Annotated in this window: 41 protein-coding genes and 2 tRNA genes; 37 read left to right on the top strand and 6 right to left on the bottom strand. The window is 57.6% G+C overall.

Annotated features, from left to right (window positions below):
- Positions 1-46: 46 nt before the first annotated feature.
- Positions 47-694 (top strand): aminoacyl-tRNA hydrolase, encoded by a 648-nt coding sequence (pth, locus tag EJL02_RS08615; protein ID WP_125116007.1) that lies wholly within the window; start codon positions 47-49, stop codon positions 692-694.
- Between the two features lie 36 nt (positions 695-730).
- Here the strand turns inward: pth and EJL02_RS08610 are convergent, their stop codons facing one another.
- The gene (locus EJL02_RS08610) at positions 731-997 is read right to left on the bottom strand and encodes a barstar family protein (protein WP_164510360.1); all 267 of its coding nucleotides are present in this window, start codon (positions 995-997) and stop codon (positions 731-733) included.
- A 39-nt stretch (positions 998-1,036) separates the two neighbouring features.
- Positions 1,037-1,474 carry a hypothetical protein gene (locus EJL02_RS08605; protein WP_125116005.1) on the bottom strand — a complete coding sequence of 146 codons (438 nt, stop codon included), beginning with the start codon at positions 1,472-1,474 and terminating at the stop codon, positions 1,037-1,039.
- A gap of 179 nt (positions 1,475-1,653) precedes the next feature.
- Here EJL02_RS08605 and EJL02_RS08600 point away from each other — a divergent pair, with 179 nt between their 5' ends.
- The 5 genes from EJL02_RS08600 to EJL02_RS08585 all read left to right on the top strand — a co-directional run bounded on the left by EJL02_RS08600 (position 1,654) and on the right by EJL02_RS08585 (position 8,041).
- The gene (locus EJL02_RS08600) at positions 1,654-2,025 is read left to right on the top strand and encodes a BlaI/MecI/CopY family transcriptional regulator (RefSeq protein WP_125116004.1); all 372 of its coding nucleotides are present in this window, start codon (positions 1,654-1,656) and stop codon (positions 2,023-2,025) included.
- Positions 2,026-2,042: 17 nt separating this feature from the next.
- Positions 2,043-6,398, top strand: coding sequence for a M56 family metallopeptidase (locus EJL02_RS08595; RefSeq protein ID WP_125116003.1), 4,356 nt, complete (start codon positions 2,043-2,045; stop codon positions 6,396-6,398).
- A 233-nt stretch (positions 6,399-6,631) separates the two neighbouring features.
- A complete protein-coding gene (locus EJL02_RS08590) occupies positions 6,632-7,759 on the top strand; it encodes a sodium ion-translocating decarboxylase subunit beta (protein WP_125116002.1) in 1,128 nt (375 codons plus the stop codon).
- 18 nt (positions 7,760-7,777) lie between these two features.
- Entirely contained in the window at positions 7,778-7,906 is a 129-nt protein-coding gene (locus EJL02_RS14575; protein WP_279221209.1) for a hypothetical protein, read from the top strand.
- A 58-nt stretch (positions 7,907-7,964) separates the two neighbouring features.
- Positions 7,965-8,041 (top strand) — tRNA-Val (locus EJL02_RS08585).
- A gap of 168 nt (positions 8,042-8,209) precedes the next feature.
- Here the strand turns inward: EJL02_RS08585 and EJL02_RS08580 are convergent.
- Positions 8,210-9,334, bottom strand: a complete 1,125-nt coding sequence (locus tag EJL02_RS08580) for a tyrosine-type recombinase/integrase (protein WP_164510359.1) — start codon at positions 9,332-9,334, stop codon at positions 8,210-8,212.
- Between the two features lie 248 nt (positions 9,335-9,582).
- Complete coding sequence (locus EJL02_RS08575) at positions 9,583-10,128, bottom strand: hypothetical protein (RefSeq protein WP_125116000.1); 546 nt, start codon at positions 10,126-10,128, stop codon at positions 9,583-9,585.
- Between the two features lie 146 nt (positions 10,129-10,274).
- Here EJL02_RS08575 and EJL02_RS08570 point away from each other — a divergent pair, with 146 nt between their 5' ends.
- Positions 10,275-10,463 carry a helix-turn-helix transcriptional regulator gene (locus tag EJL02_RS08570; protein WP_243114440.1) on the top strand — a complete coding sequence of 63 codons (189 nt, stop codon included), beginning with the start codon at positions 10,275-10,277 and terminating at the stop codon, positions 10,461-10,463.
- A gap of 160 nt (positions 10,464-10,623) precedes the next feature.
- On the opposite strand, the gene EJL02_RS08565 is transcribed toward EJL02_RS08570, so the two are convergent.
- A complete protein-coding gene (locus EJL02_RS08565; RefSeq protein ID WP_125115999.1) occupies positions 10,624-10,974 on the bottom strand; it encodes a helix-turn-helix domain-containing protein in 351 nt (116 codons plus the stop codon).
- 165 nt (positions 10,975-11,139) lie between these two features.
- On the opposite strand from EJL02_RS08565, the gene EJL02_RS08560 reads away from it, so the two are divergent.
- Entirely contained in the window at positions 11,140-11,331 is a 192-nt protein-coding gene (locus EJL02_RS08560) for a hypothetical protein (protein ID WP_125115998.1), read from the top strand.
- Here the strand turns inward: EJL02_RS08560 and EJL02_RS08555 are convergent.
- Positions 11,328-11,519, bottom strand: a complete 192-nt coding sequence (locus EJL02_RS08555) for a hypothetical protein (RefSeq protein WP_125115997.1) — start codon at positions 11,517-11,519, stop codon at positions 11,328-11,330. The two genes, EJL02_RS08560 and EJL02_RS08555, sit on opposite strands and share 4 nt — an antisense overlap.
- A 79-nt stretch (positions 11,520-11,598) precedes the next feature.
- On the opposite strand from EJL02_RS08555, the gene EJL02_RS08550 reads away from it, so the two are divergent.
- From EJL02_RS08550 to EJL02_RS08425, 29 genes are all read left to right on the top strand, one after another.
- Complete coding sequence (locus EJL02_RS08550; RefSeq protein ID WP_164510358.1) at positions 11,599-11,805, top strand: helix-turn-helix transcriptional regulator; 207 nt, start codon at positions 11,599-11,601, stop codon at positions 11,803-11,805.
- A 39-nt stretch (positions 11,806-11,844) separates the two neighbouring features.
- Positions 11,845-12,180 (top strand): hypothetical protein, encoded by a 336-nt coding sequence (locus EJL02_RS08545; RefSeq protein ID WP_125115995.1) that lies wholly within the window; start codon positions 11,845-11,847, stop codon positions 12,178-12,180.
- The gene (locus EJL02_RS08540) at positions 12,155-12,376 is read left to right on the top strand and encodes a hypothetical protein (RefSeq protein WP_125115994.1); all 222 of its coding nucleotides are present in this window, start codon (positions 12,155-12,157) and stop codon (positions 12,374-12,376) included. Before EJL02_RS08545 ends, EJL02_RS08540 begins: the two co-directional genes overlap by 26 nt.
- On the top strand, positions 12,376-12,594 hold the full coding sequence (locus EJL02_RS08535; protein ID WP_125115993.1) for a helix-turn-helix domain-containing protein: 219 nt from the start codon (positions 12,376-12,378) through the stop codon (positions 12,592-12,594). Before EJL02_RS08540 ends, EJL02_RS08535 begins: the two co-directional genes overlap by 1 nt.
- A gap of 33 nt (positions 12,595-12,627) precedes the next feature.
- On the top strand, positions 12,628-13,095 hold the full coding sequence (locus EJL02_RS08530) for a helix-turn-helix domain-containing protein (RefSeq protein ID WP_125115992.1): 468 nt from the start codon (positions 12,628-12,630) through the stop codon (positions 13,093-13,095).
- An 83-nt stretch (positions 13,096-13,178) separates the two neighbouring features.
- Complete coding sequence (locus EJL02_RS08525) at positions 13,179-13,445, top strand: AbrB/MazE/SpoVT family DNA-binding domain-containing protein (RefSeq protein WP_125115991.1); 267 nt, start codon at positions 13,179-13,181, stop codon at positions 13,443-13,445.
- 138 nt (positions 13,446-13,583) lie between these two features.
- Positions 13,584-14,306 carry a helix-turn-helix domain-containing protein gene (locus tag EJL02_RS08520; protein ID WP_125115990.1) on the top strand — a complete coding sequence of 241 codons (723 nt, stop codon included), beginning with the start codon at positions 13,584-13,586 and terminating at the stop codon, positions 14,304-14,306.
- Positions 14,297-15,616: a replicative DNA helicase gene (locus EJL02_RS08515; RefSeq protein WP_164510357.1), complete on the top strand. Its 1,320-nt coding sequence runs from the start codon at positions 14,297-14,299 to the stop codon at positions 15,614-15,616. Before EJL02_RS08520 ends, EJL02_RS08515 begins: the two co-directional genes overlap by 10 nt.
- Positions 15,617-15,627: 11 nt before the next feature.
- Complete coding sequence (locus EJL02_RS08510) at positions 15,628-15,966, top strand: hypothetical protein (protein ID WP_125115988.1); 339 nt, start codon at positions 15,628-15,630, stop codon at positions 15,964-15,966.
- Positions 15,953-16,135 carry a hypothetical protein gene (locus EJL02_RS08505; RefSeq protein ID WP_125115987.1) on the top strand — a complete coding sequence of 61 codons (183 nt, stop codon included), beginning with the start codon at positions 15,953-15,955 and terminating at the stop codon, positions 16,133-16,135. Before EJL02_RS08510 ends, EJL02_RS08505 begins: the two co-directional genes overlap by 14 nt.
- Complete coding sequence (locus tag EJL02_RS08500) at positions 16,132-16,401, top strand: hypothetical protein (protein ID WP_125115986.1); 270 nt, start codon at positions 16,132-16,134, stop codon at positions 16,399-16,401. Before EJL02_RS08505 ends, EJL02_RS08500 begins: the two co-directional genes overlap by 4 nt.
- Positions 16,395-16,616, top strand: a complete 222-nt coding sequence (locus EJL02_RS08495; protein WP_125115985.1) for a hypothetical protein — start codon at positions 16,395-16,397, stop codon at positions 16,614-16,616. Before EJL02_RS08500 ends, EJL02_RS08495 begins: the two co-directional genes overlap by 7 nt.
- Positions 16,613-17,392: a ParA family protein gene (locus tag EJL02_RS08490; RefSeq protein ID WP_125115984.1), complete on the top strand. Its 780-nt coding sequence runs from the start codon at positions 16,613-16,615 to the stop codon at positions 17,390-17,392. The genes EJL02_RS08495 and EJL02_RS08490 overlap by 4 nt, the downstream gene beginning before the upstream one ends.
- Positions 17,373-18,941: a ParB/RepB/Spo0J family partition protein gene (locus tag EJL02_RS08485; RefSeq protein WP_125115983.1), complete on the top strand. Its 1,569-nt coding sequence runs from the start codon at positions 17,373-17,375 to the stop codon at positions 18,939-18,941. The genes EJL02_RS08490 and EJL02_RS08485 overlap by 20 nt, the downstream gene beginning before the upstream one ends.
- A gap of 131 nt (positions 18,942-19,072) precedes the next feature.
- Positions 19,073-19,504 (top strand): hypothetical protein, encoded by a 432-nt coding sequence (locus EJL02_RS08480; protein ID WP_243114439.1) that lies wholly within the window; start codon positions 19,073-19,075, stop codon positions 19,502-19,504.
- Between the two features lie 48 nt (positions 19,505-19,552).
- Entirely contained in the window at positions 19,553-19,894 is a 342-nt protein-coding gene (locus tag EJL02_RS08475; protein WP_125115982.1) for a hypothetical protein, read from the top strand.
- The gene (locus tag EJL02_RS08470) at positions 19,891-20,316 is read left to right on the top strand and encodes a DUF551 domain-containing protein (protein WP_125115981.1); all 426 of its coding nucleotides are present in this window, start codon (positions 19,891-19,893) and stop codon (positions 20,314-20,316) included. The genes EJL02_RS08475 and EJL02_RS08470 overlap by 4 nt, the downstream gene beginning before the upstream one ends.
- Entirely contained in the window at positions 20,300-20,533 is a 234-nt protein-coding gene (locus EJL02_RS08465; protein WP_125115980.1) for a hypothetical protein, read from the top strand. The genes EJL02_RS08470 and EJL02_RS08465 overlap by 17 nt, the downstream gene beginning before the upstream one ends.
- Entirely contained in the window at positions 20,530-20,916 is a 387-nt protein-coding gene (locus EJL02_RS08460) for an LptM family lipoprotein (protein WP_125115979.1), read from the top strand. Before EJL02_RS08465 ends, EJL02_RS08460 begins: the two co-directional genes overlap by 4 nt.
- Positions 20,917-21,035: 119 nt before the next feature.
- Positions 21,036-21,878, top strand: coding sequence for a rolling circle replication-associated protein (locus EJL02_RS08455; RefSeq protein ID WP_125115978.1), 843 nt, complete (start codon positions 21,036-21,038; stop codon positions 21,876-21,878).
- Positions 21,879-22,123: 245 nt separating this feature from the next.
- Positions 22,124-22,330 carry a hypothetical protein gene (locus EJL02_RS08450; protein ID WP_125115977.1) on the top strand — a complete coding sequence of 69 codons (207 nt, stop codon included), beginning with the start codon at positions 22,124-22,126 and terminating at the stop codon, positions 22,328-22,330.
- Entirely contained in the window at positions 22,323-22,697 is a 375-nt protein-coding gene (locus EJL02_RS08445) for an HNH endonuclease (protein ID WP_243114438.1), read from the top strand. Before EJL02_RS08450 ends, EJL02_RS08445 begins: the two co-directional genes overlap by 8 nt.
- A gap of 185 nt (positions 22,698-22,882) precedes the next feature.
- On the top strand, positions 22,883-23,374 hold the full coding sequence (locus tag EJL02_RS08440) for a phage terminase small subunit P27 family (RefSeq protein WP_125115975.1): 492 nt from the start codon (positions 22,883-22,885) through the stop codon (positions 23,372-23,374).
- On the top strand, positions 23,371-23,538 hold the full coding sequence (locus EJL02_RS14180; RefSeq protein WP_164510356.1) for a hypothetical protein: 168 nt from the start codon (positions 23,371-23,373) through the stop codon (positions 23,536-23,538). The genes EJL02_RS08440 and EJL02_RS14180 overlap by 4 nt, the downstream gene beginning before the upstream one ends.
- Entirely contained in the window at positions 23,522-23,758 is a 237-nt protein-coding gene (locus EJL02_RS08435; RefSeq protein WP_125115974.1) for a hypothetical protein, read from the top strand. The genes EJL02_RS14180 and EJL02_RS08435 overlap by 17 nt, the downstream gene beginning before the upstream one ends.
- Positions 23,759-23,873: 115 nt before the next feature.
- Positions 23,874-24,010: transfer RNA gene (locus EJL02_RS14175), tRNA-OTHER, on the top strand.
- Between the two features lie 32 nt (positions 24,011-24,042).
- Positions 24,043-24,321: a hypothetical protein gene (locus tag EJL02_RS08430; protein ID WP_164510355.1), complete on the top strand. Its 279-nt coding sequence runs from the start codon at positions 24,043-24,045 to the stop codon at positions 24,319-24,321.
- A complete protein-coding gene (locus EJL02_RS14170; protein ID WP_164510354.1) occupies positions 24,318-24,488 on the top strand; it encodes a hypothetical protein in 171 nt (56 codons plus the stop codon). Before EJL02_RS08430 ends, EJL02_RS14170 begins: the two co-directional genes overlap by 4 nt.
- Positions 24,472-24,822 (top strand): hypothetical protein, encoded by a 351-nt coding sequence (locus tag EJL02_RS08425; RefSeq protein WP_125115972.1) that lies wholly within the window; start codon positions 24,472-24,474, stop codon positions 24,820-24,822. Before EJL02_RS14170 ends, EJL02_RS08425 begins: the two co-directional genes overlap by 17 nt.
- Positions 24,823-24,843: the final 21 nt, after the last annotated feature.

Below are 24,843 nucleotides of genomic sequence, written 5' to 3'. Positions count from 1 at the left end.
AAAAGCGCCTCCCTGCGGGGGAGGCGCTTTGTTTTGGAGTGAAATCATGTCAGTATTCGATATTTTCAAAAAGCTGGACGAGCAAAAGGCCGCCGCGGCCGCGCAGTCGGCGCAGCCGATCGAGTGGCTGGTCGTCGGGCTGGGCAATCCGGGCAGCAAATACGACAACACCCGCCACAACGCGGGCTTCCGCGCGCTGGAAAGCTATTGCGCGCGCAGCGGCTGCCGGATCGACAAAATGAAGTTCAAGGCGCTCGTCGGGGAGACGACGCTCGGCGGTGCGCGCGTGCTGTTGATGAAGCCGCAGACCTTTATGAATCTGTCGGGCGAGGCCGTGCGCGACGCGGCGGCCTTTTACAAGATTCCGCCCGCGCGCATCATCGTGCTGTCGGACGACGTTTCGCTCGACGTGGGCACGCTGCGCGTGCGCGCGAAAGGCTCGGCGGGCGGGCAGAACGGCCTGAAAAACATCATCTATCACCTCGGCAGCGAGGACTTTCCGCGGGTCAAGATCGGCGTGGGCAAAAAGCCGCACCCGGATTACGACCTTGCGGCGTGGGTGCTGAGCAAGTTCACCGCCGACGAGCAAAAGGGCATCGACAAGGCCTGCGCGGATGCGGTGGACGCCGCGGCTTGCATCATCGCCGAGGGCTGTCCCGCGGCGGCGCAGAAATTCAACGGCAGACGCCTGTAAGGGCAATAAAAAAAGACGTGCTTTGCACGTCTTTTTTTATTCGGTGTTCAGCACAAACAAGGGGTTTTCCGCTGCCGCACCGGCCAGCACGCGCAGCAGCAGCTCGCCGTAGTTGCCGAGGTTGACCACCAGCATTTCCGCATGCCGCAGCGTCAGCCGCGTGGGCGGACAGACGCAAAGCCGGTCGTACAGCGCGTCCAGCGTGCCGCCGTAATCCGCTCCAAAGCCGAAGGCGCGCGCCAGCGCGTCGTGCACCTGCGATCGCGTGTAATACGATTCTGCATCCAGCAGCAGTTGACGCATGTTGTTTTCTCCCCCTAAAACCATATGCTTCCGGCCGCGTCAGGAAGCGTTCGGATAGAACAGAACATACAGCTTGTGATAAAATTCCTGTCCGCGGCTGCCTTCGATATCGCGTAGGTCGCCGTTTACAAAGACATATCCGTCCGCGTTGACGCCGATGGAGCTGCCGTTTTCAAAGGTCACGGTCAGCAGGTTGCCGGTCAGCTCTTCCTTGCCGGGTTTGAAAAAGTGCGGATATTGGGTGTAGGTGTAGCTTTTGAGCAGGTTTGTAATGCTTTCCAGCTGTGCAGGGTCGGTGACGGTCTGCACGACGGTCTGGTTTTCCGTGAGTGTGATTGAGGTCTGCGTGGTTTTATCGGTGATGTCCGCATAGGACTGATGATACAGTTTGATATACAGCATACGTCCTGCGATAAACAGCAGGATGAGCAGCAGCGTGCTGCAAATGGCGAATCCGAGCGCCATGGATTTTCGCATAGGTTCCGGCTCCTTTGTCGGTAGGGGGTTCGGTGATTTTACACTATAAGCATAGCGCAGAACAGTGCCATTTGTCAATTTTCAAAGTGTAAACAAAGTATGACTTGACAATGAATTTCTACCATTGTAGAATGTAAGCACAGAAAGGATTTTACATTTGTAGAAAAGGAGGGAACAACATGGAGAAAAGCAAACGGCTGCCGGACGCCGAACTCGAGGTGATGCAGGCGGTCTGGGCGCTGGAGGCGCCGGTGACCGCTGCGGAAGTGCAGCGCAAGGTGCCGAGCGACTGGAAGGCGACAAGCGTGCTGACCTTCCTGTCACGCCTGTGCGACAAGGGGTTCCTTTCGTGCGAGAAAGAGGGACGGCAGAACCAGTACACGCCGTGCGTGACGCGTGAGGAATATTTGCAGCGCGAAAGCTGCAGCTTTGTCAAACGCGTGTGCGGCGGGTCGGTGAAAAACCTCGTGGCAAGCCTGTCGGATGCGGGCGCGCTGACCGCGCACGACATCGACGAACTGCGCGCTTTCCTCGACGCGCAGGGACGGTAGGAAGGGAGGGGTAGGATATGTTACGCTTTGAATGGACGGATCTGCTCAACAATCTTCTGCAGATCGGACTGACCGTATCGGCGGCGGCGCTGGTGCTGTTTTTGCTGCGCAAGACGCTCAAAAAACGCTATCCGGCGCGCGCGATGTGCATTGTGTGGGCGGTGCTCGCGCTGCGGCTGCTGATTCCCGTGCAGCTGACGCTGCCCGACCCGCCGGTGCAGGTGACGCCGGTGAAATATGTGTCGCTGCAGACGAGTGCCCGGACGGGCGCGGCGCCGGCAGCGTCCGACGAGGCGGATTTCTCGCCTGTGGCCGAGCAAACGGACAGCACCGTACAGGATCAGACGCAGGATGCGCCTGCGCGTGTGACGGCTGATGCCGAGAACGCAAGTTGGGACGATTCGCTGACAAGCGATACCTTGGTGCCGGTGGCAAAAATCCTGTTCGTGTTGTGGGGCGCGGGCATGCTGGCGTTTGCGATCTGGCAGATCTATGGCTATGTATCCTTCTGCTATCTGGTGCGGCAGACCGGCGAATCCGCCCAGCGCGACACGCTGCGTGCGGTGTTCGAGGAGCAGAAGCGCGCACTCGGCATCCGGCGGGACATCCCGCTGCGGGTGACGCGGGCGGCGGACTGCCCGATGCTGGCGGGATTTGTCAGCCCTACGCTGTATTTGCCGGATGAAGCGCTGTCCGCTGAGGACGCGGCGTTCATCTTCCGGCATGAGCTGACGCACTACAAGCGGGGCGACCTGTGGCTCAAGCTGGCGCTGGTCGCGGCGCGGGCGGTGCACTGGTTCAATCCGCTTGTGCATCTGCTGGCACGGTTCGCGCAGGAGGACATCGAGCTCGCGTGCGACGACGCAGTCGTGCGCGGCATGGACGTGGCCGCGCGCCGCGCTTACGGCGAAACCATTCTGCGCTCGGTGGAGGCGCAGGTCAAGCGCCGCGCGCTGGTGTCGTGCTTCACGGGCGACAAAAAGACGCTGATGCGGCGGTTTGAGGGGCTGTTCGACAAAAAAGCCAAAAAGCGCGGCATCGCATTGGTGGTTGCGGCGGCGGTGCTGGTCGGCACGCTCGGCTGCACATTTTCGGTAGGGGAGAGTAAGAAGAAGCTCACGGAGGAAGACCGCGTTGCGCTGGCACAGCAGTGGGCGCAGCAGACGGAAAACCTCGGCTATGCGGTCAAATTAGACGGCGAGGATACCTATGTGCTGTACGATGTGCAGTTCGACAACCTGCCGGACGAGGTTGTGCCCTATCGCACGGGCGAAAAGCTGGTCTTTGAGCGGGGGGCGGACGGCTGGCAGGTCGCAAAGGCCGAGCCGGTCGCACCGGATGGCGTGACCTCGCTGGATGAGTTCCGCATCCTGTATGAAAACGACCTCGGTCTGCCCGATCCGCTGGAGGTCGGCAAGGACTCGTTTACGCAGCTGGATCCGGATACGTGGGGCGATCCAACCGAAGCGGCTGTGTATCTGCTGCACCTCAAGACCATCGGTACGAGCGGCGGCTCGTCCCTCGACCGCACGATGGGTGACGATATTATGGATCTGACGGTCGGGTTTGCCGACGGCAGCGAAGTGACTCTCACCATGGTAAACCAATTCGGCGACGGTTGGCTGCCGCAGGACTTCACCTATGACGGCGGCAAGAATAACCGTACCGCCGCCGACCTTGCGGGGCAGTACGCGCGCGGCGTGACGCACAAGAGCGGGCAGTATATTTACCCCATTCTGACCGCGCAGAAGCAGCAGGATTACCGCACCGCACAGCAGCTGCCGGACGGCGGTTTCAGCTGGAAGTACGGCGGTTCGTCCCCGTCTTACCGGAATTATACGCTTGTGCCGACGAGCGGCGGTGAGTATATTGCCGTGTTCCAGATGTACGGCGGCGGCGTGGATGATACGCGCAGCGCGTATCTGGTCACCACGGCGCGCGCGGACGGCCGTCGGGTGATCAACAGCGTGACCGAGGTTGCAGCAAGTAATTATACAAAGAGTGATCTTTTCAAACTTTATTACGATTCCGGCCTGCCGTGGCCGACCGTCTCGGAGGGCGCGCAGAGCTTTAACGGTGCATCGCTCGACACGCTGACGCGCGTGCAGGACGCCGTGGAAACCGTGTTCGGCTATTTTGGCGAGAATGTCGAGCACATCGAGGGCAACCAGCATCAGATCACAACAGAACGCTGGTTCACCAGCGAAGTGGTCTCCGAGGACGAGAGCGAAGCCACGGTGCGGCTGAACTTTGTCGATAACAGTCCGTCGGTCGATGTGCAGATGCGCAAAACCGGCGATTACTGGCTGCCGGTCGGGCTGGTCACGCAGTTTGACGAAGGATTCGGCGCGTATCTGGTCGAGGGAGACAGCCCGGTCAGCTATGTGCAGCTGCCGGTCGGCGCGACCATCCAGCAGGCGATCGAGAACGCAAACGGCGAAATCCCGCTGCTGGAAGCCGGACAGACCATTAAACTGGAACCTTTGTACGGCAAGCTGACCGCAACGGATGCCGTGCTGACCGACGCGGTCATCCACGCGGACGGCACGCTGCAATACACCGACAAGGAGACGCAGCAGACCAATATTCGCTTTACCGATGTTTATGACCGCGGCAGCGCGGTATACCTGTACAAGGTGGAGCATCTGGCGGCCGAGGCGCTGTCCTCGACGCCTACCGCGGTGGTCTATCGCGGCGTGACGGTGACCTATCGCACCAGCGCGTATACCGGCACGGAACAGGAATACACCGCGGCGTTCGTCTACCGGCTGTCAAACGAAGGCGTGCCAAATACGGATTACACCATCCATTCGACCGAATATCACAATGCCACCTACGGCTACACCCTGACGCTGCCCGACTGCTTTGTTGAGCAGGGTTACGCGGTCGAGAGCGACGGCATCGTGCAGTTCGGCCTGCAAAATGCGCTGCCGGGCTATTCGGACGACCCGACAGATGGCGGCGGGGTGATGACGCTGCAGGTCGAGGCGACCGCTTATCTGCGGGAGCTCTATGGCGAGGACTGGCAAGCGGAATATGTGATACCATGCAAGGAACTGGCCGAGCGAGATGGGCTGACCTGGTATCTGGCGTTTGCGTCTGATGTGCAGTATGACCCGACGGACGAGGAGATCACCGCGGCCTATACCGAAATGTATCAGGCGGCGCAGGCGCTGGGCGCGGAGGCACTCTCATTTGACGGGCAGACGGCGGAGCAGCGCACCAACGAACAGGCGCTGCTGCTGCGCGCGCTGGCGCGCGTTTACGCGGCGCAGAACGACTCCACCGCTGAATTGATCCGCGACGAAGTGACGATCCAGCCGGAGGTTGCGGACAATGCCGCACTGGTCGTTATCCGATTCGTCGTACCGACTAGGGACTATTTCTTCACCACGGTCGAGCGCGTGTGGTATGACCGCACGGATACCACCACGCCCTCGCGCACCGAAGCGCTGGTCAACACCTCGGATGGTGTGCGTTCGCTCGAAGAGTTTTGGTATGCGTTTCCGCTCGAGCAGGGCTTCCCGGTGTTTGATACGACCGGGCTGGAAAGCTTAAGCGAGATGGCGGCAAAGCCTGCCTCGCTCGAGAATCCAGACCTGTCAAGTCCCGAAGCCTGCGCGGAATATGTGCTGCATTTTGTGGGCGGCAAGTGGGTCGGCAAAACCGGCAGCGAGGACGATACCGAGATGGGTCTGACCTACCGCTGGGACGACGGCGAGATGACCATCCGCGTGCAGCGCGTGCAGCTGACCGACAGCAGCCCGGTGCTGTGGCTGCCGTTCGGCTATGACGGCTCTATTCCGCAGTATCCGCCGTATCTCCGCGTAGTCGCGAACATGATGGAGTACTACCCCTACCGCACGACGGTTGAACTGCTGCAAGCGCTCGAGATGGGCTGGGTCGATGGTGCGTATGCCGAGGCTGTGTTTGCCGAGCTGGACAAACGCTGGCAGCAGGACGAGGACGCGGTCGAGGACGCGGTCGCAGGCTTCGGCGCAGAGGTGCAGACCATGTGGCAGCAGCACAAGACGGCCAATCCGGACATCTTTGGTGCGCGGTTCTCGGATGAGGAGATCGAAGCGGCCTATGCGGCGGTGCGCAGCTATGCGCGATGGCACGGTTTTTCGGTCGAAAACCTGCACTATGATGCAAGTCACGATTTCAGCTTCTCGCAGGGGATTATGAAAGGCGGCGTTTTGCAGGACAACGTGCTGTATGACGGCCTGACAATCGACAACGTGATTACCGTCATGGGCGACGCGCAGTTCAGCGAGGACGCGTGGCGCGAGCAGGCCGAAGGCTGGTCGTTTACGCTGTATCGCGGCGCGGACGGCAAATGGGTGCTTGAGAACGGCGCATATGGTTATTGAGTGCACAATTTGACGAAAACTTAACAGCAATATAGCCTTGACACCGCCCCTTTCCCATGATAAGATGATGCCAAACAAAGGGGAGTAGTCGGCGCGGCTTGTCCGCGCGGCATCGCCAACAAGCATGACGGGGCGTATGATCCCGTTCTGGCTGTTGCCTGAAATGACCAGACCTGCGTTTTCCTTTTTTTGAGGAAAACGCAGGTCATTTTTTTATCGAAAGGGGCGGTAAAATGGAATTTTTATACGAAGGACTGCTGTCGGTGACGTGGCAGCAGGTTGTGATGTACTGTGTCGGCGGTCTGCTGATCTGGCTGGCGATCCAAAAGCAGTATGAGCCGGCGCTGCTGCTGCCGATGGGCTTCGGCGCGATTCTGGTCAACCTGCCGATGTCGGGCGTGATCGATCAGATCACGCAGGGCGTGGGCGAAACCAACGGCATCATCCAATGGCTGTTTGAAAGCGGCATTGAGGCGAGCGAGGCGTTCCCGCTGCTGCTGTTCATCGGTATCGGCGCGATGATCGACTTCGGTCCGCTGCTGGCCAATCCCAAGCTGTTCCTGTTCGGCGCAGCGGCGCAAGTCGGCATTTTCCTGACCATCATCGCGGCGGCGGCCTTCGGCTTCGACATCGTTGACGCGGCGTCCATCGGCATCATCGGCGCGGCGGACGGCCCGACTTCGCTGCTGGTCTCGCAGGTGCTCGGCTCGAAATACATTGGCGCGATCGCGGTCGCGGCGTATAGCTATATGGCGCTCGTGCCGATCATCCAGCCGTTCGCGATCAAACTGGTGACGACCAAAAAAGAGCGCGCGATGAAGATGCCGTATGCCGCGAACAAGGTCAGCCGCCGCACGCGTATCCTGTTCCCGATCGTCGTGTCGATCGTGGCCGGACTGGTCGCGCCCGCGTCGGTGTCGCTCGTCGGTTTCCTGATGTTCGGCAACCTCATCCGCGAGTGCGGCGTGCTCGAGAGCCTGTCCAAAACTGCGCAGCATGAACTGGCCAACCTGATCACGCTGCTGCTCGGCATCACGATCTCGTTCTCCATGCGCGCCGAGCAGTTCGTCACTCCGGATACGCTGCTCATCCTGTGCCTTGGCCTGATCGCATTTGTGCTGGACTCGATCGGCGGCGTGGTGTTTGCCAAGATCCTCAACCTGTTCTGCAAGAACAAGGTCAACCCCATGATCGGTGCGGCGGGCATCTCGGCCTTCCCGATGAGCGCGCGCGTGATCGAAAAGCTGGGTGTGGAAGCGGATAAGACCAACCACCTGCTCATGCACGCGGTCGGCGCGAATGTTGCCGGTCAGATTGCATCAGTCGTGGCAGGCGGCGTGATCCTCGGGTTCTTTATGTGAGAAAGGGGCGTATGACAGATGACTGAATCGGTACGAATGGCGATTATGCTGCTCGGACAGGGCATGGCGGGCATCTTTACGGTGCTGGCCGTGATCGCGCTGATCGTGGCGCTGCTCGGACGGTTGGATAAAAACGGCCAGCCGTGAAAAAAGGCTTGCAAACCCCGTTTGTTTCTGGTATAGTAATAAGGTAAACCGAACAAACGGGGTTGTAGCTCAGCTGGTCAGAGCGTTCGCCTCACACGCGAGAGGTCGTGGGTTCGAGCCCCGCCAACCCCACCAGCAAAAGCCGTCACGAAAGTGACGGCTTTTTTGTGTTTTCGGGAACTTTTCAAGGCGCTCACCTTTTGATGTTTTGAAATTCCGGTATTCGCAATTTTTGATAAAACAGATAAAACGGATGCGAACGCAGGCAAATGCAAAAAGGCGTTGCAAATGTGTTGCAAAATATCACGTCTCTTTTGGTGCTTCATGCAAGCTGAGCTGGGCGATGTCGTCCATATCGACGTGGTCATAGATGTTCGCTGTAGTGGTGATGCTGGCATGTCCCAAGAGGTATTGCGCGGTTTTCAGATCAATGCCCTGACGGCGTAAGTTGGTGCAATAGGTGTGCCGGAGATAGTGGGGTGTGATTGCCGGGTCGAAAGCGTGCTCTATGATTTTGTTGCGGTACAGCTTGGCACCGGCCTCCCGGTCGCATGCGCGGTGGAAGCTGCCCCACATGCGGCGCAGGTGGGTGAGCGTGAGCATCCTGCCGTTTTGCCCATGGAAGAAGTACCGGCCGGAGGTGTCCAGCTGTGCAAGCAGCGCGGGCGGCATAGGGACAAACCGCTCCCCGGCGGCAGTCTTGGTGCTTTTACGCTTAGCCTGATTCCCTTCGGCGTAGGTGACGGCGCTGCTGATCCGCAGCATCGTGCCGTCCTTGCACAGGTCGGCCTTGCCGATCGGCACGGTTTCGCCGCGCCGTAGGCCGCAGTCCAGCATGAGAAGCACCCACGGACCTGCCCAGTGGCGGGCAGCTACCTTGCGGACGAGCGCTTCCTCCTCACGGGTCAATGCACGTCGAGCGGTTTTGCCGGTCGCGGTGTTCTCGATGCGGCGGCAGGGCGTGACCTCGATCAGACCGTTGATCTCGGCCTGTTCGAAGATCTGCCGCAGTGTGTACAGGATCTGCCGCACCGTGCCTTGCGCCAGCGGCTGGCCGTCCTCACGCCGGGCATCATTGACGAGCTGCTGCAGGTGGTACGGCCGCACGGCATTGACAGCCATGAACCCGATCACCGGCAGGATATGGCGTCGCAGGTTGGTTTCGTAATTGATGCGCTGGCTCGCGCCGATCTTCGGCTCTTTGTAGGTGTGGTACCACTGCCACGCCCATTGTTCGACTGTAAGCGACCGGCCGACGATCTGCACGCCGCGAGAGTTGAGATTCTGGTAGTAGCGCACCTTTTGTTCAAAGATCGCTTTATTGTTCTCGCGGATATACTTGCGGATCGGCTTGCCGTCCGGCTTGTGCCCGACCGTGATCGCCTTGACGTATTTGTAGGTGTATTTTTTCTTGGTTTGCTCGGGCATGAAGCGGCCTCCTTGCATAGAATTAGAACATTTGTTCGGTTTGTAGGGGCGTAAAAATGCAGACCACAAGAGAACGGTGTTCGGTTGTGGTCTGCGGTTGACAAAATTACCCAATCATGTATAATAATTTCGGAGAATCGTGAAACACTCCATCTTTGCCCGTTCCGGTAGTAGAGCCCCGGGACGGGTGCTTTTTATGTGTTCAATTTGAACACTGAATTAAATTGCAGTAAGCAGCGTGTGGGCGATTATTGAGCTAAGACATTTAACATCGTAAATTTATTTTGTGTTGTATAAGAATAGGAAGCAGTGTCACTTTCGGCGGTCATATTGGTATCGGCATAAGCGTCACCCATGGAGAGTAGACCGAGTTCAGAAGCAATGTCCTCAGCTTTTGCATTGTCTTGCTCCGCTGTGAGAATTAGAATTGCCATATATCCGCTGATTAAATCAATGCTGTTATTCCATGTATTTACTTCACTCCAGTTAACTGAAAGTGAAAGTTGGTAACATAGCTCAGTGTTTTTGTTTTCATAGAGTAGAGCATAAACACCGTCGCAAACAGGATAACTGTAGCATAAGATTGTTCCGAAGGTTTCGTTTTCCTCTTCAGTTATTGTAGGCTCTTCTGAAAAAGCATTATATGTGCCGCCGCCTTCAAGTGAAGTGCCCATTGCATCTGCACAACGTTCGGCGCTTGCTCCAAATGTAGGATAATCGGAAGTCCTTGAAGTGGTACAAGCGCATAGAGTTAACGAGAAAAGTAGAACAGATAAAATGATGGATTTTTTCATTTGTAATCCCCCATTTGAGGTGTTCAATTTGAACACCATATAATTTTAGCATAATATTACATCAAATGCACATACTATCCGTAAAACTTCTGATATCAGAAGTTTTGAAAGAAAAATCGACAAAAATCGGTAGAAAAGGATAGAATGTGAAAAACAATGTAAAAGAAATGAGAAAACTTCTCGGATGGTCTCAGGATATGCTGTCACAGGCTTCAGGTGTCCCTGCATCAACTATCAGTGAGATCGAAAGCGGAAAGCGCACGCCCGGCGTGGACATAGCGCTGATGCTGGCCCAAGCAATGAGCGTAAGTGTTGAGGATCTGTTCTATATTTGACGGCCGCAGCCGTACATAATCCCTTTGACAAATCGAGCATGCGGCTGTATTATAATAAAGCAAACACTTGTTCGATTTTTTGGAGGGGTGCAAATGAACGCGTTAGCTGAATTAAAAAAAATTGCAAATGAGACATCGCGGCCAGCTGATGCCGCTGCGTTCATTTTGTGTGTTCTTGAGGACTTAATAAAGCCCGAACAACTCGAACAGCGTCCTCGGCTTTATCCGGAGGAGCACTCTCTAAAAGACTTCTGATTTCGTCCCATGCGGTTTCGGTTTCGGCACCTGCTTCTTGATGAGCGGGTGCTTTTTTTGCGCCCGGACGCCCCATTAAATACTCGACCGATACGTCAAAAAAGTCTGATAGACGGCAAATCGTTTCAAAATTAGGTTCGCTGTCGCCAGTTTCATATTTGTTATAGGTGCTGCGATCTACACCAAGGAAAAGTGCGACATCTTTTTGGGTCAATTTTCGCGGATCAGTAGTCCGCACAGTTCTTAGATTGTTCAAGGTATCACCCCAATTGTATTTTAAGGGAAGAAACTTCACATTTCAATAAAGGTGCGGAAATTTCATATAATACACTTGACAAGAGAAGAAGCGTCACCTATAATATAGGCACAAAGGTGAAGAAACTTCATCCGCATGAAGATAAAGAAAAGGAGGCGAGAGGGGATGCAAGCTTTTAGAAAAGTTATCGTCGAGGACGGGAAGATCGTTAGCATTGACGATAAGCTGTTTCAGGATTATGAAGTGGAGCGGGCTGCCGCAATTCTCAAAGCGTTGGACGGCATGAAAATTGTGACAGCCCAGTTGCTGCTCGATCACGTTAAAGAGGCATTGCTGCAAATGAAGGTGAGCAATTAGAGTGACCACTTTCCGTTTTGCACGTCTTTACTGAGTTTGTCCCCGTAATATTGATCAATTTGATGATATGCCTGCTCGTACATTTCAGCAATTTCAACGGGGGATTTTTGGCTCAAATCCTGCGATTGAACATAGAGCATGGCGAGGACTTCATTCTTCTTAGACGGAAAACTGCTGTTATCAGCCATCATTGGCACCTCCTTTCCCATTTCATGGTAACACATGGAGTGGGAAAGGGCAAGCAACCACAAGAAAGGGGTGAAAACGATGAAATCTATCCAGACCAAACGCGAAGCGATTGGCGCGACCCAGCAGGCTATGGCCGATGCGCTGGGTGTAGATCGCAGCACGGTCACCAAATGGGAAGCAGAGGGCACATATCCGCGCCCGCGCTTTTTCCCGAAGATCGCAGACTTCCTTGGCTGCACCATCGACGAGCTGTACGCGGACGATCCGGGAAAGGAGGCGGGGTAACCGCCAGTGTGAAGAAACTGAAAGGAGAGAACAATAATCATGGGAGCAATGAAGAATTACGCGATAGGTGTTTGTGATGCGCACCCGAAGGAAATGTATGACCTGTATGATCTGCTGTGCGGCAGTGAGGACGCTGCAACTGCGGTAGCCGTCGCGCTGATCGATCGAAACGGTGAGGATGTCTCAGCGGCTCGAGCTGTGTGGGAACTTATTTTTGAGATGGATGAAATTCTCGAAAACGTGCCTCAAGAGGACAGCCTTATCATGTTAACGATGATTTCCAATATAGCAGACAATTCCGCTGCTATGGAGGCGGAGCTGCCTTACTGGAGAGAAAGGTGGGCGCAGCATGAAGCTCGAGCTGTCGCATGCTGAACGGAACGCGCTGCTGGACGCTGCAGGCCGCGAGAGAATCGCGCCGATTGCGCAGTCTTTGCTGGAACAAGCGAAGCGTGCGGGGTTTACCTATCTGCAAACGATCGCACTGGTGGACTATATACGGCGTCTTTTGGAGTCTGGGCCGTCGTTCGGCGGTTTTGAACCAAACGATAAGGGGAAGGAAGTGACGTAATGGCCGGAAAGTACATGACCATCGACGAGATCGCAGAACGCTGGCTCTGCTCCAAGGATTATGTCCGCAAGTTGATTATCAGCGGCCAGCTGTCTGGTGCGAAGCTCGGCGGCTGGAAGGTGCGGCAGGATGAGCTGCTGCGCTTTGAAAAAGCCAAAGAGAAAGCCGATATGGAGCGCCTGCGGCAGCAGCGTGTCGGTTTTATCCCCGGTGCGTGAGCATTATACCATGAAAAAAGGAGGGAAACCAGTGTGCAAAAGCAGGGAAATATTTATCAAAGTCCGCGTGAAATGAAGGGTTTGACGCAGGAAGCCGCCGCCGAGCGACTGGACATATCGGTCGACACCCTAGGCGCGTATGAGCAGAACCGTCGGCGGCCGCCTGATAAGGTCGTTTTGCGCATGGCGCGATTGTATGACTATCCATATCTGTGCTATCAGCATCTTGCGACGGGCGAGCTGGGAGACCTGCTGCCGGACGTGCGGCAGAAGTCGCTTGAGCAAGCAACGATGCGTTTTGTGCGGCTGTTCGGCGAGTTTGCCAAGAGCGGCCGTCTGGATCAGCTGATGGAGATCAATGAGGACGGCGTTATCACCGCCGAAGAGCGTCCGCTCCACGACGCAATCATGGCGGAGCTGCAAGAGCTCACAACGACATATTACGAACTGGACTGCGCCGCGCAAAAGGAAAGCGCCCAGTGCGGCGGCAACCGCGACTGAGCGCAAATCAAATAACTGTACTTACAAGGATACCGGAAAAGCCCGGCGCTGTCAAGAGGGCCGCGCCGGGGGAAGGAGAAAACATGAAATACACAGGTATTGTGCGCAAGGTGGATGAGTTGGGGCGCATTGTCATTCCGAAGGAACTGCGCCGCACAATGGGCATCGACACCGGCTGCGCTATGGAAATATGCACGGAAGAGGACGGCATCATACTGCGCAAGTACGCGCGCGGCTGCGCGCTGTGCGGCAGCGACGACTTGCTGCTTGAGCTGCCGAATGGGCGGGCAGTCTGCAGGGCATGCGCCCGAGCGATTGCGGTATATCTTAAACCGGAGGTGCAGCCATGATCTACGCTGTGATCGCCCTGCTGGGGGTAGGCTGCGCCTACCTCGGCCTCGGCATGCTGGTGGACAGGCTGCTGGTGCAGCCGATGGAAAGGCGGTGGCGCAGGTGAGAACGCCGGGCAAGAAGGGAGGCGGCGCTTGATGCCAAGTCCGAGTTATTTTTCCATCTTGACCGCGGACGTGCGCTATGATGAGCGCCTGTCCGATTTTGCAAAGCTGCTGTACAGCGACATCACGGCGCTGTGCAACAAGAAGGGCTACTGCGACGCCACCAATGACTATTTCGCCACGCAGTTTGGCAAGTCCAAGCGCACGATCAGCGCGACGGTGGGTGTGCTCGCAGACACGGGTTATATCTGCATCGAGGTCGAGCGGGACGCGAAGGGTGCGGTCACCGCGCGCAAAATCTGGGTGCAGGCAAACGCGCGCGCCGCCGCGGAAAAGGTGCAGACCCCTATAGAAGAAAATTTCCATAGGTATAGCAAAAAACTTCCTGACCCTATGGAAGAAAACTTCTACCAATATAATAGGAAGAATAATACAAGTAAGAATAATACCCCTATAGTCCCCAATGGGGACGACGGACTGTTTGATGCATTCTGGGCAGCTTACCCGAAGCACGTCGCCAAAAAACCGGCGCGCCGGGCGTTCGACCGGCTGAAAGTCGACCGGGCGCTGCTGGACAAGATGCTGGCGGCTTTGCAGTGGCAGTCGCAGTCTGAGCAGTGGACCAAGGACGGTGGCCGCTATGTGCCCAACCCGGCGACATGGCTGAACGGTCGCCGCTGGGAGGACGAGCCGGACGGCATCCCCACGCCGTCGACGCCGCCCGAGCGCAAGGAGGACGAGTACACATGGCTTTGACAGACGAGGCGCTCAAACTGTACAACGACGCTGAGCAAAGCGTGCTCGGCGCGCTGATCGCAGACGCGCCGATGAACGCCGCCGACGTGTTCCGGCAGGTGCGCTCGGAGGATTTCCTCAACGGTGAGCGGCGCTACATCTTCGACACCTGCCGGGCGATGTTCGCCCGGAATGACCAGATCGACCCATACACCGTGCGCGCCGCGTGCGGCACCGAGTACATGCAGCTGGTCAAGGACTTGGCCGACATGATGATGACGCCCAGCAACTGCGCCGCTTACATCCGCCAGCTGCGGGACTGCGCGATCCGCTACCGGCTGGACACGCTGCTGCACGAGACGCGGTCAAGCATCGCCTACGCCGTGCCGCTGCCCGAGGTGGCCGCGCTGGTCGAGCGCATGCAGACCGTGCTGGCATCCGGAAATGAGGACCGCGGCAGCGACATGAACGCGCTGCTGCTGGACTACTTTTCCACAATGGACGAGCGGCCGAAGTTCCTCGATTGGGGCTTCCCGTCGGTGACGCAGGCGCTCGAAACCGAGCTGAACCTCGGCCAGTATGTCATCCTGTCCGCCGAGCCGTCGGCCGGCAAGACCGCGTTTGCGCTGTCTGTCGCGGTGGCGCTCGCGCGGCAGGCGCGCGTGACGTTCTACACGCTCGAGACGGACAAGCGCCGCCTGATGCAGCGCATCATGGCGCGCACGGCGCTGGTCGATCTGGGGCACATCAAGGCGCACCGGTTCACGGCGCCCGAGCTGGAAATGCAGGCGCGGGCCAAAGCAAAGCTGCTCAACCTGCCGTTTCGCATCGTGCATGCGAGCGGCTGCACGGCCGAGCAGATCGCGGCCGACGTCAAGGCGACGCGCACCGACGTGGCCATCATCGACTATTTGCAGCTGATCGAGCCGTCCGACCCGCGGGCGGACGAGTACACCACGATCACGCACAGCACCAAGACGCTGCAGCAGCTGACGCGGTCGGGGCGGGTGGTGCTGGCGCTCAGCCAGCTTAACCGGTCGGGCGACCTGCGCGGCTCGGGACAGATTTTGCAGGACGCGGACGCGGTGCTGCGCATCGGCGCGCCGGATCGGAAGAAACTCAAAACGCCGGAACAGTTTAAGGCGTGCGACGCCGACCAGCTGCGCGTCATCAAGATCGCGAAAAACCGCGACGGTTCGCGCCGCACGCTGCCGTTCTGGTTCGAGGGACGGTATCAGCGGTTCGTCGAGCAGTGGGACGGCTTTGACGAGGCGCAGGTCGTCCAGATGGAGGACGACCCGTACAAACAGACGAAAATCGAAACCGCATAGGAGGTACATACATGAGCAAGTTGATTTACCGGGAGCCGAACGGAAACTGGGGCGTCAAGGGCGTGTCGTGGGCGGAGATCCCGGACGGCCTGTATGGCGCGCTGTACAAGCTCAAGGATTACGAGGAGACCGGTCTAAACCCGGCGCATGTGAAAGAACTGGCGGGCTGTTGTCGCCTTATCGACTGGACGTATCAGGACGTGGAGCACAACGTCTGGCAATGCGGACACTGCGGCGCGCTGCACCGTTTTGAGGCAGACGGCCCAGAGGAAAACGGCTTTTCATTCTGCCCGTACTGCGGCATGAACATCGACTGGGGCGAAGAGGAGGACGACGATGAACCTGCGTGAAGTGGTGCGCACGCTGCGCTTTGAGCGCCGCCGTGTGCTGGCGATGAGCCGGGTCTGCGACCCGGCCTTTGCCAAGGACTACGAACATACCGCCCGCGCGCTCGGCATTGCAGCCGACATCGTCTCGCGGGAGGGTGACAAGCACAGGAGGAAGGAAAAGGGCAAATGAAAAAGAAAATCCGCATCTGCCTTGAGGTGCAAGGCTTGGGCGAGGACGAACTTGGCTCGCCGTGCCCGGCGGGCGTCTGCCTGACACTGGGCGACGAGGACGCCGAGGAGATGACCGGCGCAGAGTATGACGAATTTATCCGGAAGCTCAACATCGAAGATGTGCTGCAGCTGCTCATTCTGGATAAAGAGTACACCCCGGCTGACTGCCGTCTGATAACGCCGGAGGAATACGACCGGGAATATGGGGAGGACGAACCATGCTGAAAGCAGAAGTAAACGGTCCGTATGCGTCCCTTCATGTGGACGCCAAAACGGAAATAGAGTTTGAGGCTGACATGATCGAGCTGCTCGCCGCGCTCTATAACGCCTATGGGCGTATTGGGGACGGGGACGCGCTGCTGTCGTGGGTTGGCCGGGTTTGTGCCGACGGCACGGTGCTCGAAACGGCGAAACGGCAGGAAGGCGGTGAAGCCCAATGAAAACCATCTCGATCGTGAATCTCAAGGGTGGCGTAGGAAAGACCTCGACAGCGATCTCGGTCGCGGCGGCGCTGGCCGAGCGCGGCAAACGGGTGCTGCTGCTGGACGCAGACCATCAGTGCAATCTGTCGTTGCACCTGCGCGCGGACATGGATGCCCCGGACGTTTGCACGATCTTGGACGGCGAAGAGCCGTACTACGAGAACCTGCTGCAGCACACCTATCTGCGCGGCGTGGACATCGTGCCCGGCTCGCTCGACCTGATGGCCTATGATCTGGGCGTACTTAACGGAAACCCGCAGCGGCGCGCTGCGATCCGCGACTTTGCGGCGGCGCTGGCCGAGGACGATGTGTATGATTACATGCTGGTCGATTGCCCGCCTGCGTTTTCGGCAAGCTGCGCCGCGACGCTGTACGCGGCGGACGAGGTCATTATCCCGACCAGCATCGGTCAGTACGAGGAGTGGGGCGTGGAAAACCTGACCCGACAGATCGACGGCATGTTATCCGTCAACCCGCAGCTGCACCTCGGCGGCCTGCTGGTCACCATGTGGCACAATGCGCCGCTGGTCGTGCAAGGCGAGGCACGCATGCGCGAGGCGTTTCCCGGGCGCGTGTTCCGCACCGTGATCCGGCGCACCGACAAGGTCGGCGAGAGCGCCTACTACCGCGAGAGCGTGCTCGACTATTCGCCCACCAGCGCGGCGGCGCGGGATTACCGGAAGTTCGTGGACGAGTATTTCGGAGGCGAAGCAAATGGCGAAGTCAAAGTTTAATCTGGCCGAGGTGCTGGGCGATACGGTGTCCAAATTGAACACCATGCAGGTGCGCGAGATCCCACTGGATCAGCTCGAGGAAAACCCGGACAACTCCTACGCGCAGACCGACATTGACGAGCTGGCCGAGTCGATCACAGTGATCGGTTTGCAGCAGCCGCTCGTGGTCGTGCCGGTGGAGGACGGCCGCTTCCGTATCCTTGCCGGTCACCGGCGGCGCAGCGCGCTGGAAAAGCTGGAACACAAAACCGCGCCGTGCGTCGTGCTGGATGCTGACCTCGACCCGTCGCTGCGCGTGCTGATCCTGCATTGGACGAACACCATGGCGCGCGGAGGCGCTGGCCTGACGGCTGAAAACACCTTTGCAGCCGCCAAGGAGATCAAGGAGGCGCTGCTCGATCTCAAGCAGCGCGGCGTGATCGAGCTGCCGGGAAAGCTGCGCGCCTACGTCGCGGACGTGCTCAAGGTGAGCGAAGCCGCGATCGCGCGGGCGGACGCGATCAATGCGCACCTGTCGAAGTCGTGGAAGGGCGACTACAAAAAAGCCAATATCAATGATTCGGTCGCCTACGAGCTGAGCCAGTGCAGCGACGACCTGCAGCGCGAGCTGCATGACTTGTACAAGGGCCAGATGTGGCAACTGGATGCCAAGGACGTGAAAACTCATAAAAAAGCCGCGGCTGCGGGCTTTGCGCCGCTGCAATGCCCGGCGGAGCAGCCCGGCATCGAGCCGTGCGTCGGCACGGACAAGCGCGCCGCGGCGGTCAAGCGCGGAGAGTGTCCCGGCTGCTGCCATGACTGCGACAAGGCAGACGGCTGCGAGTGGGTGTGCGGGCGCGTCAGCAAGGAAAACCGCGCCCACGCGGAGGCCGAGGACCGGGAAGCCAAGCGCAAGCAGGCAAATGAGGAGTTTGAGGCATCGCCGCTCGGCAAGCTGCGCCGCCACCTGCGGGAGACGCTGGAAACGTATGGCGTACATGGGTATCGTGATCTTTCGCATGCTGTGTATGGCGATTGGATATGGACAGATAACCCAGCCGCGTATCATAGCATTTCCTTGTCTGACTTGCTCAAAATCACAGAGCAAGTGGGTATCGACCTGTCGGAACTGCTGTTCGGCAATCCGGAGGGCGCACCGCTGCGCCAGCTGGACGAGCAGATGCGGCAGGCGACCGCAGATCTGCCGCAGGTGAACGGTAACGGCCATGTATGTGTGACCGGGCTGAACCCATACGGCGTGTGCGGTTCGGCGCAGTGCTGCAATCAGCCGTATGCGTGCTGCATCGCCTGTTCAGAGCCGTGCAGCATCCGCTGCGGATACCTACCGAAAGCCCTGCAGCCCGCGCCGGTCTGGCACCCGTACCCGGATGAGCGCCCGGAGGAGGGGCAGACTGTGCTGACGCTGTGCCACAGCAAATACAACCGGGATAATTACGCCGCCTATATCTATCGCGCGGGCAGCTGGTACCTGCCCGAGATGCCGGACGACGGCCTGATGACAGTAGACGTCCGTTGGTGGTCGGCCGAGCTGCCGCCGGAGAGAAGGTGATTGTATGTCCTATAATGTTTATTTCTCCTGCGATCATTGCGGCAGTGTTGGGCTATTCTGGACAACACATACCGTGTCGTTGAGCCGTTGCGAGAGGCTTGCAAGAGCAAACGGGTGGAAGGTCGGCAAACATGGCTGGATCTGCACGGATTGCCAAAGGAAGATGCGCGAAAGGAGAAAAGAAAAATGAACGTTGCACCCGAAGATTTGATCGCCGAGCTGCCGCCGGAGGGAATCAAATGAAACTGTCCGACTGCACAAAGGCCGACTTGCTCTGGATCATCAAGACGATGTGCAAGTATGACTTGTCTGACCGCAATCTGCGCCTTGCACTCAATGATTTGGAATATGCAAAAGAACAGGAGCGGCTTGACCGTGCAGAACGATTGGCAAAATCTGCGTTTGCTGCATCTCAGCGGTATGCCGAATTGCTCAAACCGTATGAGGGTAAGCCGATCTTAGAGGTGCCGCTGGACGTTTTGAAGCAGGCTGATGCTGCACTTGCCGCGTCGCGTGCCGCAAATAGGCAGTGGGCAAAGTTGATGGGAGTGAAAATGAAATGAACACTACAACCGAAGATTTGATCGCCGCGCTGCCGCCGGAGGAATCAAATGAAGTTTGAGTTGAAAGATCGGTTTTTCTGCAGGAAGAACGCGGTTTGCATGGAAGCCTGCTCGGCCTGCGAGTCAAATGGTGTATGCGATATTTGCGCCTCCTTCGGCGAGCCAGATGTTTGCGCGTTGTGTGATCGGCATTACAGCGCCGAGCAGCTTCCGCTCCTGCGCACCATGTGCGATGCAACCAAGCGCTGCGTCGAACTGTTAAGCCCCTATGAGATCGTGGATTATAGCAACATTCCGGCAGATGTGAAAGCGCAGGCTGACGCCGCAAGTGACGAGTTCTTCGAGGCACTCGCGGCGTATGGAAAACTGATGGGAGTGGAAATAGAATGAAATACAGCCAGAAAGTGTATGAAGGAGCACTTGCATCGCTTGCGAAACTGCGTGAGCAGTCAACGAGCGACAGTGAACGCGCCACCATTGATTTTATCGCGGAAGCGGTTTCGGAAAAGGCCGATCGTGATGTTTTAGGTTCGGAGCCGCTGACCCGGGACCCGCTGCAGGCCGCCATCCCACGCTGGATCAGCGTGGAAGAAGATCTGCCGGGAGACCCTTTCACTGCAGTGATGGCGATTGTCTATGCGAGCAATGGGCACATAACGTTTATCGGTGCGTACCAATTTGCAACTTACAATCAAACCGACGGGTGGTGTTTGGAGGATTGTTCGGAAGAGTTTGACAAGGTGACGGTAACGCATTGGATGCCGCTGCCGGAGCCGCCGGAGGGGGTAGTTGTTGATGCAAAATCCGAATAAATTCCCGTATCGCTGCTGCACGCATTATAACGAAAAAGGCTATGATGACGGTTATATCTTGTTGCCCATCTTCTGCGTGCGGATCTGCTGCAACTGCGGTGAGTGTCAGGCCGTATGGGGGCGGGCGGCGGACGTGCTGTTCCGGCTGGTGTTCCAGTGGTTCTGGAATGGAAAAGTACATCTTTTGAAGAATGCGAAAGGGAAAAAGACGAAATGAAAAAGTTTATCGCGGTGTTGTTGATTGTTGCAAGCATCTTCACTTTGGCGGGCTGCCGGGAGGCAAGCCGGGTGAAATACAATGTCTCCAAGGAAGCGGATAATTTCAATGTCGAGCGGCGGTTGTCCGTCATCAATGCCCGCACAGACAAGCCGCTTTTAGAGCTGACAGGGTTCTTTTCGATTTCGAACAATTCGGACAGCGAGCTTGTCGTGACGTGCCAGACCGGGGAAAATGAGTTCAAAGTCAATTATGTGTATCTCAACGAGTGGACGCTGTACGTCGTCGAGGATGTGAGCGGCGCAAGCGTCGACCCGTATCACTATGAGATCAATTTCTTGCCGGAGATGATCCAGCCGGTCACGATCACGAGCAGCAGATAAAAGCGATAGGCTCTTGACAAATCGAAAAATCCCGGATATTCTGAAAAATCATCAAAACGGGTATGGGAGGCTGCGGCCTCCCTGCACCCGTTTGTGTCCAATTTGAACACGGAGGGACAATGAAACGACGAAAAACCATCCGTGCGGGGCGTTTGGTGTGGGATGTGATCTACACTGTACCGCGACCGAATGCATCGCAGCGAGAGCGAAAGCGTATCCGCGAGGTGACTGCCGAGCAGATCGCGCAGACCAATTGCAATACTGCGCAGCGCAAGTTGGAGATGTTGATTGCTACGAATTTCGAACCGGACGATTTGGTGTTCTCGCTAACCTACCGAGACAAAGATCTTCCTGCCAGTCCGGACGTAACCCGGCGGCGGCTCGGCAAGGTGTTCGCCCAGATCCGCGCCTACCGCAAAGCGCGCGGGCTGCCGGACCTCAAATACATCTACGTCCTCGAGGGGCGGCACGGTGACCACCGACCGCATGTGCATCTGATCCTCAACGCCGTCGGCGGAGACCTCGAGTTGATCCAGTCCTTGTGGGTCTGGGGCGATAATATCCAGCTCAATTATATCGAGGATCGCGGGTATGATGTTTGGGCCGGTTACTTTACCAAGGAGCGGCGGGAGGCGTCGCTCAACGGAAAAAAGCAATTTGTCGGTTCGCGCAACCTCAAGCGCCCAACCGTTACCTATCAATGGGTAGATGATGCGGCGATGATTGATCCGCCGCCCGGCGTGCAGGTGATAGATGACAGTGGTATCAAACGGAATGATTTTGCTTCCTGCCGCTATCTCAAGTACATGATGCCCAAACGAAAACCAAGGCGAGAAAACAATGAAAAGCTACGCGCACGCACGCGCGTAGTTGCTGACTCGAAATGGTCTGTAACATATCACACAGGCATGGAGAAAAAACCAAAACCACCTCGACAAAATCGAAAAACCGCGTATACTTAAAGATAAGGAGCTGCCAATGATTAAAAACGGTTGGTACTGCTGCCCGTATTGTGGCAAGAAGCTTTTCCCGGTTGAACCGGACACCACGGCGCACAATTTGCCGCACAAGTGCAGAGCGTGCAAGCACGAGCTGAAAGTGAATATTCCACCAGAGCCAAGCGCCATTGAGCCAAGAGCCGATTGACCAAACCCAAGAGTGGGTTCGGTCGGTCGGCTTTTTCTTTTGCCCGGAAGGAGGGCACGCCATGAAAACCATTGCTGAGATCGCAGACGAATACGCAGCGAACGTCGAGAGCATGAAGCGCCAGCGCGACGCGCTGTACGAGCGCATGCAGGCCGAGCCGAAGGCGGAAGTGCGTTTCCGGCTATACCGGTCGATCAACTCGATCAGCAAGGCGATCGGCGACAGCCAGTATGCGATCGCGGTCATGCGAGGCGATATCCGTGGCTAACAAACCCCTGCGGCCTTGTCTGCATCCGGGCTGCACGGCGCTGGTGCGCAGCGGCTACTGCGACAAGCATCGCCCGCCGGACACGGCGCGGCGCAGCGCAGCAAGCCAAAGCTACCGTCACTGGTACAGGCTGAAGATCTGGACGGACGAGCTGCGGCCGCAGCAGCTGGCGCGTGAGCCGTTCTGCCGGGACTGTGCCCGGCGTGGCCTGCGGGTCTACGCCACCGACGTTGACCACGTTCAGCCGCACGACGGCGACTGGTCGAAGTTTATCGACCCAAACAATCTGCAAAGCCTGTGTCACAGCTGCCACGGGCGCAAAACCATCGCGGAAAGCCGGGCAAAGGCAGCTCGCCGGAAGCGTTGACCGGCCGGACGCTCGGACGGGCGCGGCGCGGGCAGGATGCGCGCGGACTCGGCGGGAAATCCGTGGATTTCCCGAGCACACCCCCACCCGGAAAAAGTTTCGGGGCAGGGGGCGGAAGACCGCAGGCCTCCCTCCGCGCAGGATTTTTTCCGAATGCGGGGATTTTTTGGAGAGGAGGAAAGACGATGCCGGCAAAGCTGCCGCAAAACGTGATCGAAATGCGCGACCGGTCGCACCAGACCAAGGCCGAAAAGGCCGCACGCCGCGCCAGCGAACCGCAGACCGAAAAGGTCAAGCAGGTGCGTGCGCCGGTCTGGCTGCCCGAGCATTTGCGCGACGAGTTTGCAAAGCTCGGCCGCGAGCTGAACGAGGTCGGCTTGCTGTCTAAGCTGGATTTTGACATCCTGGCGCGCTATCTGATGAGCCGGGACGCATGGGTCGCGGCGCACCTCAAGGCGCGCGATGCGCTGGATATGGACGATGCCAAAGAGGCGGGCACCTGGTCTCGTGTTGCTCGCACTTACTTTGACCAGTGCCAGCAGTGTGCCAGCAGCATGGGGCTGACCATCACCAGCCGCTGTCGTCTGGTGGTACCTAAACCGCCCGAGGACGAGGCGGCGGGTGATCCGATGATGCAGATGCTGCGCGAGCGGGCGGAAAGGCGGCGCAAGGCATGAAGAAAATCATGTGCAGCCTGTTCTGCCCGATGCTCAACAAGTTCGGCGTGTGCGAGAGTACAATGCGCAAAGTCGAGCGGGTGCAGGAGTGCCCGCATCTCAAGATGCGCAAAGCGGTGTCCAATTTGAACACGGGAGGGAAAGCATATGCAAACGATAAATGAGTGCATTTTTGTAAAAGCAAAGACGGCATTAAAAATTCGCAATGGGTTCGGTGAGGAGTTAGCCGAAATCCTCGAAGGCATGTTGTACGTAGGTGTGCTCGACAGAGAAACCGATGAGTATTTTGCGCGAGATGGGCTGGGGCGCTCTTTTTTGGTGGCAGAACTGAACGCCAGCGATGAGTTAGTGATCGAACCGGATTTTGAACAGGTCTTTTTCTGAAGATGCGTATCCGGCGCTGTGACGGGCGAAGGCCCGATGCATACTGGCATTCTTCCTTTCATGGCGGGCGGCGAGTGCGCAACCTCGCCCGTCCGTCAGAGCGCCGGACAATATGCGTGGTGTAGCTCAGATGGCAGAGCGGCTCCCGATGTGGGAGTGACACATTGGCGATACTGTGTGCGCGGAACCGGAGATTAGCCATCAAAGGGGAAACGCGTGCAGGCGGCGGTTCAAGTCCGTCCACCACGCCCAATCATTTTACCGGAGCGGAAGGAGGTGCGCCGATGTTTGACGCCGAGGCGGCGTCGTTTGTCTGTGAATTTATCGAATACCTGACCTGCTCGAACGGCGCGCCGTTCCGGCTCATGGACTGGCAGCGCGACGCCGTCACCGAGTTCTACGGCCAGATGATCGAGGCTGAGGGCGACGAGGCCGATCCTACGGGGCAGTATATCCGCCGCTACCAGTACCTGTACCTCGAGATCGCGAAGAAAAACGGCAAGAGTGAGCTTGCCGCCGCGCTCGGTGTGTACCACTTGTTCGCGGATGGCGAAATCAGATGAGCAAGCAAATCATGTGCAGCCTGCTTTGCCCGATGATTAACAAGTACGGCTTTTGCGAGAGCGCCATGCGGCGCGTCGAGCGGGTGCAGGAGTGCCCGCATGATAAGCTGCGGGCAGAGGTGTCCAAATTGAACACGGGAGGGGAAAAGCATGGTACTCGAAATTGATTATGAGCCGAAGACCCGTCCGCTCAGGATTGGTGTCTACACGGAATGTTTGCCCGACACCAAAAGAAGATTTCACGAGTTGTGCTGGCGGTCAGGTGCGGAGATCGCTATGGAAACGCCGAATCGGATGCTGTTAAGAGATGGGACGGATTTCATCTTTCTTACGAGGAGTGCACCGTTCTGCTATCCCGAAGGTCTGCTTTTTGACCAGTGGCTGGTTGACAGCGAGTGTCTGTCAGGCGCGGTGCCGTACCACATATGGGACGAGATGGTCTGGTCGTTGCGACTATCCAGTGTACCGGAGGATTATCGAATCCGTTACACCAAGATGTAATTCTTAATCTTTCCGGCGCTG

The organism is Agathobaculum sp. Marseille-P7918, from assembly GCF_900625105.1.
In the GTDB taxonomy this organism is placed as follows: Bacteria; Bacillota; Clostridia; order Oscillospirales; family Butyricicoccaceae; genus Agathobaculum.
The sequence above is the reverse complement of the archived record's forward strand: the minus strand, read 5'-3'. Positions and strand labels throughout refer to the sequence as shown.

Excerpts from the sequence above, each read along its gene's own strand:
- pth (WP_125116007.1), top strand. The coding sequence starts at position 47 with ATGTCAGTATTCGATATTTTCAAAAAGCTGGACGAGCAAAAGGCCGCC.
- EJL02_RS08610 (WP_164510360.1), bottom strand. The coding sequence starts at position 997 with ATGCGTCAACTGCTGCTGGATGCAGAATCGTATTACACGCGATCGCAG.
- EJL02_RS08605 (WP_125116005.1), bottom strand. The coding sequence starts at position 1,474 with ATGCGAAAATCCATGGCGCTCGGATTCGCCATTTGCAGCACGCTGCTG.
- EJL02_RS08600 (WP_125116004.1), top strand. The coding sequence starts at position 1,654 with ATGGAGAAAAGCAAACGGCTGCCGGACGCCGAACTCGAGGTGATGCAG.
- EJL02_RS08595 (WP_125116003.1), top strand. The coding sequence starts at position 2,043 with ATGTTACGCTTTGAATGGACGGATCTGCTCAACAATCTTCTGCAGATC.
- EJL02_RS08590 (WP_125116002.1), top strand. The coding sequence starts at position 6,632 with ATGGAATTTTTATACGAAGGACTGCTGTCGGTGACGTGGCAGCAGGTT.
- EJL02_RS14575 (WP_279221209.1), top strand. The coding sequence starts at position 7,778 with ATGACTGAATCGGTACGAATGGCGATTATGCTGCTCGGACAGGGCATG.
- EJL02_RS08580 (WP_164510359.1), bottom strand. The coding sequence starts at position 9,334 with ATGCCCGAGCAAACCAAGAAAAAATACACCTACAAATACGTCAAGGCG.
- EJL02_RS08575 (WP_125116000.1), bottom strand. The coding sequence starts at position 10,128 with ATGAAAAAATCCATCATTTTATCTGTTCTACTTTTCTCGTTAACTCTA.
- EJL02_RS08560 (WP_125115998.1), top strand. The coding sequence starts at position 11,140 with ATGCAAGCTTTTAGAAAAGTTATCGTCGAGGACGGGAAGATCGTTAGC.
- EJL02_RS08555 (WP_125115997.1), bottom strand. The coding sequence starts at position 11,519 with ATGGCTGATAACAGCAGTTTTCCGTCTAAGAAGAATGAAGTCCTCGCC.
- EJL02_RS08550 (WP_164510358.1), top strand. The coding sequence starts at position 11,599 with ATGAAATCTATCCAGACCAAACGCGAAGCGATTGGCGCGACCCAGCAG.
- EJL02_RS08545 (WP_125115995.1), top strand. The coding sequence starts at position 11,845 with ATGGGAGCAATGAAGAATTACGCGATAGGTGTTTGTGATGCGCACCCG.
- EJL02_RS08540 (WP_125115994.1), top strand. The coding sequence starts at position 12,155 with ATGAAGCTCGAGCTGTCGCATGCTGAACGGAACGCGCTGCTGGACGCT.
- EJL02_RS08535 (WP_125115993.1), top strand. The coding sequence starts at position 12,376 with ATGGCCGGAAAGTACATGACCATCGACGAGATCGCAGAACGCTGGCTC.
- EJL02_RS08525 (WP_125115991.1), top strand. The coding sequence starts at position 13,179 with ATGAAATACACAGGTATTGTGCGCAAGGTGGATGAGTTGGGGCGCATT.
- EJL02_RS08520 (WP_125115990.1), top strand. The coding sequence starts at position 13,584 with ATGCCAAGTCCGAGTTATTTTTCCATCTTGACCGCGGACGTGCGCTAT.
- EJL02_RS08515 (WP_164510357.1), top strand. The coding sequence starts at position 14,297 with ATGGCTTTGACAGACGAGGCGCTCAAACTGTACAACGACGCTGAGCAA.
- EJL02_RS08510 (WP_125115988.1), top strand. The coding sequence starts at position 15,628 with ATGAGCAAGTTGATTTACCGGGAGCCGAACGGAAACTGGGGCGTCAAG.
- EJL02_RS08505 (WP_125115987.1), top strand. The coding sequence starts at position 15,953 with ATGAACCTGCGTGAAGTGGTGCGCACGCTGCGCTTTGAGCGCCGCCGT.
- EJL02_RS08500 (WP_125115986.1), top strand. The coding sequence starts at position 16,132 with ATGAAAAAGAAAATCCGCATCTGCCTTGAGGTGCAAGGCTTGGGCGAG.
- EJL02_RS08495 (WP_125115985.1), top strand. The coding sequence starts at position 16,395 with ATGCTGAAAGCAGAAGTAAACGGTCCGTATGCGTCCCTTCATGTGGAC.
- EJL02_RS08490 (WP_125115984.1), top strand. The coding sequence starts at position 16,613 with ATGAAAACCATCTCGATCGTGAATCTCAAGGGTGGCGTAGGAAAGACC.
- EJL02_RS08485 (WP_125115983.1), top strand. The coding sequence starts at position 17,373 with ATGGCGAAGTCAAAGTTTAATCTGGCCGAGGTGCTGGGCGATACGGTG.
- EJL02_RS08480 (WP_243114439.1), top strand. The coding sequence starts at position 19,073 with ATGGCTGGATCTGCACGGATTGCCAAAGGAAGATGCGCGAAAGGAGAA.
- EJL02_RS08475 (WP_125115982.1), top strand. The coding sequence starts at position 19,553 with ATGAAGTTTGAGTTGAAAGATCGGTTTTTCTGCAGGAAGAACGCGGTT.
- EJL02_RS08470 (WP_125115981.1), top strand. The coding sequence starts at position 19,891 with ATGAAATACAGCCAGAAAGTGTATGAAGGAGCACTTGCATCGCTTGCG.
- EJL02_RS08465 (WP_125115980.1), top strand. The coding sequence starts at position 20,300 with ATGCAAAATCCGAATAAATTCCCGTATCGCTGCTGCACGCATTATAAC.
- EJL02_RS08460 (WP_125115979.1), top strand. The coding sequence starts at position 20,530 with ATGAAAAAGTTTATCGCGGTGTTGTTGATTGTTGCAAGCATCTTCACT.
- EJL02_RS08455 (WP_125115978.1), top strand. The coding sequence starts at position 21,036 with ATGAAACGACGAAAAACCATCCGTGCGGGGCGTTTGGTGTGGGATGTG.
- EJL02_RS08450 (WP_125115977.1), top strand. The coding sequence starts at position 22,124 with ATGAAAACCATTGCTGAGATCGCAGACGAATACGCAGCGAACGTCGAG.
- EJL02_RS08440 (WP_125115975.1), top strand. The coding sequence starts at position 22,883 with ATGCCGGCAAAGCTGCCGCAAAACGTGATCGAAATGCGCGACCGGTCG.
- EJL02_RS14180 (WP_164510356.1), top strand. The coding sequence starts at position 23,371 with ATGAAGAAAATCATGTGCAGCCTGTTCTGCCCGATGCTCAACAAGTTC.
- EJL02_RS08435 (WP_125115974.1), top strand. The coding sequence starts at position 23,522 with ATGCAAACGATAAATGAGTGCATTTTTGTAAAAGCAAAGACGGCATTA.
- EJL02_RS08430 (WP_164510355.1), top strand. The coding sequence starts at position 24,043 with ATGTTTGACGCCGAGGCGGCGTCGTTTGTCTGTGAATTTATCGAATAC.
- EJL02_RS14170 (WP_164510354.1), top strand. The coding sequence starts at position 24,318 with ATGAGCAAGCAAATCATGTGCAGCCTGCTTTGCCCGATGATTAACAAG.
- EJL02_RS08425 (WP_125115972.1), top strand. The coding sequence starts at position 24,472 with ATGGTACTCGAAATTGATTATGAGCCGAAGACCCGTCCGCTCAGGATT.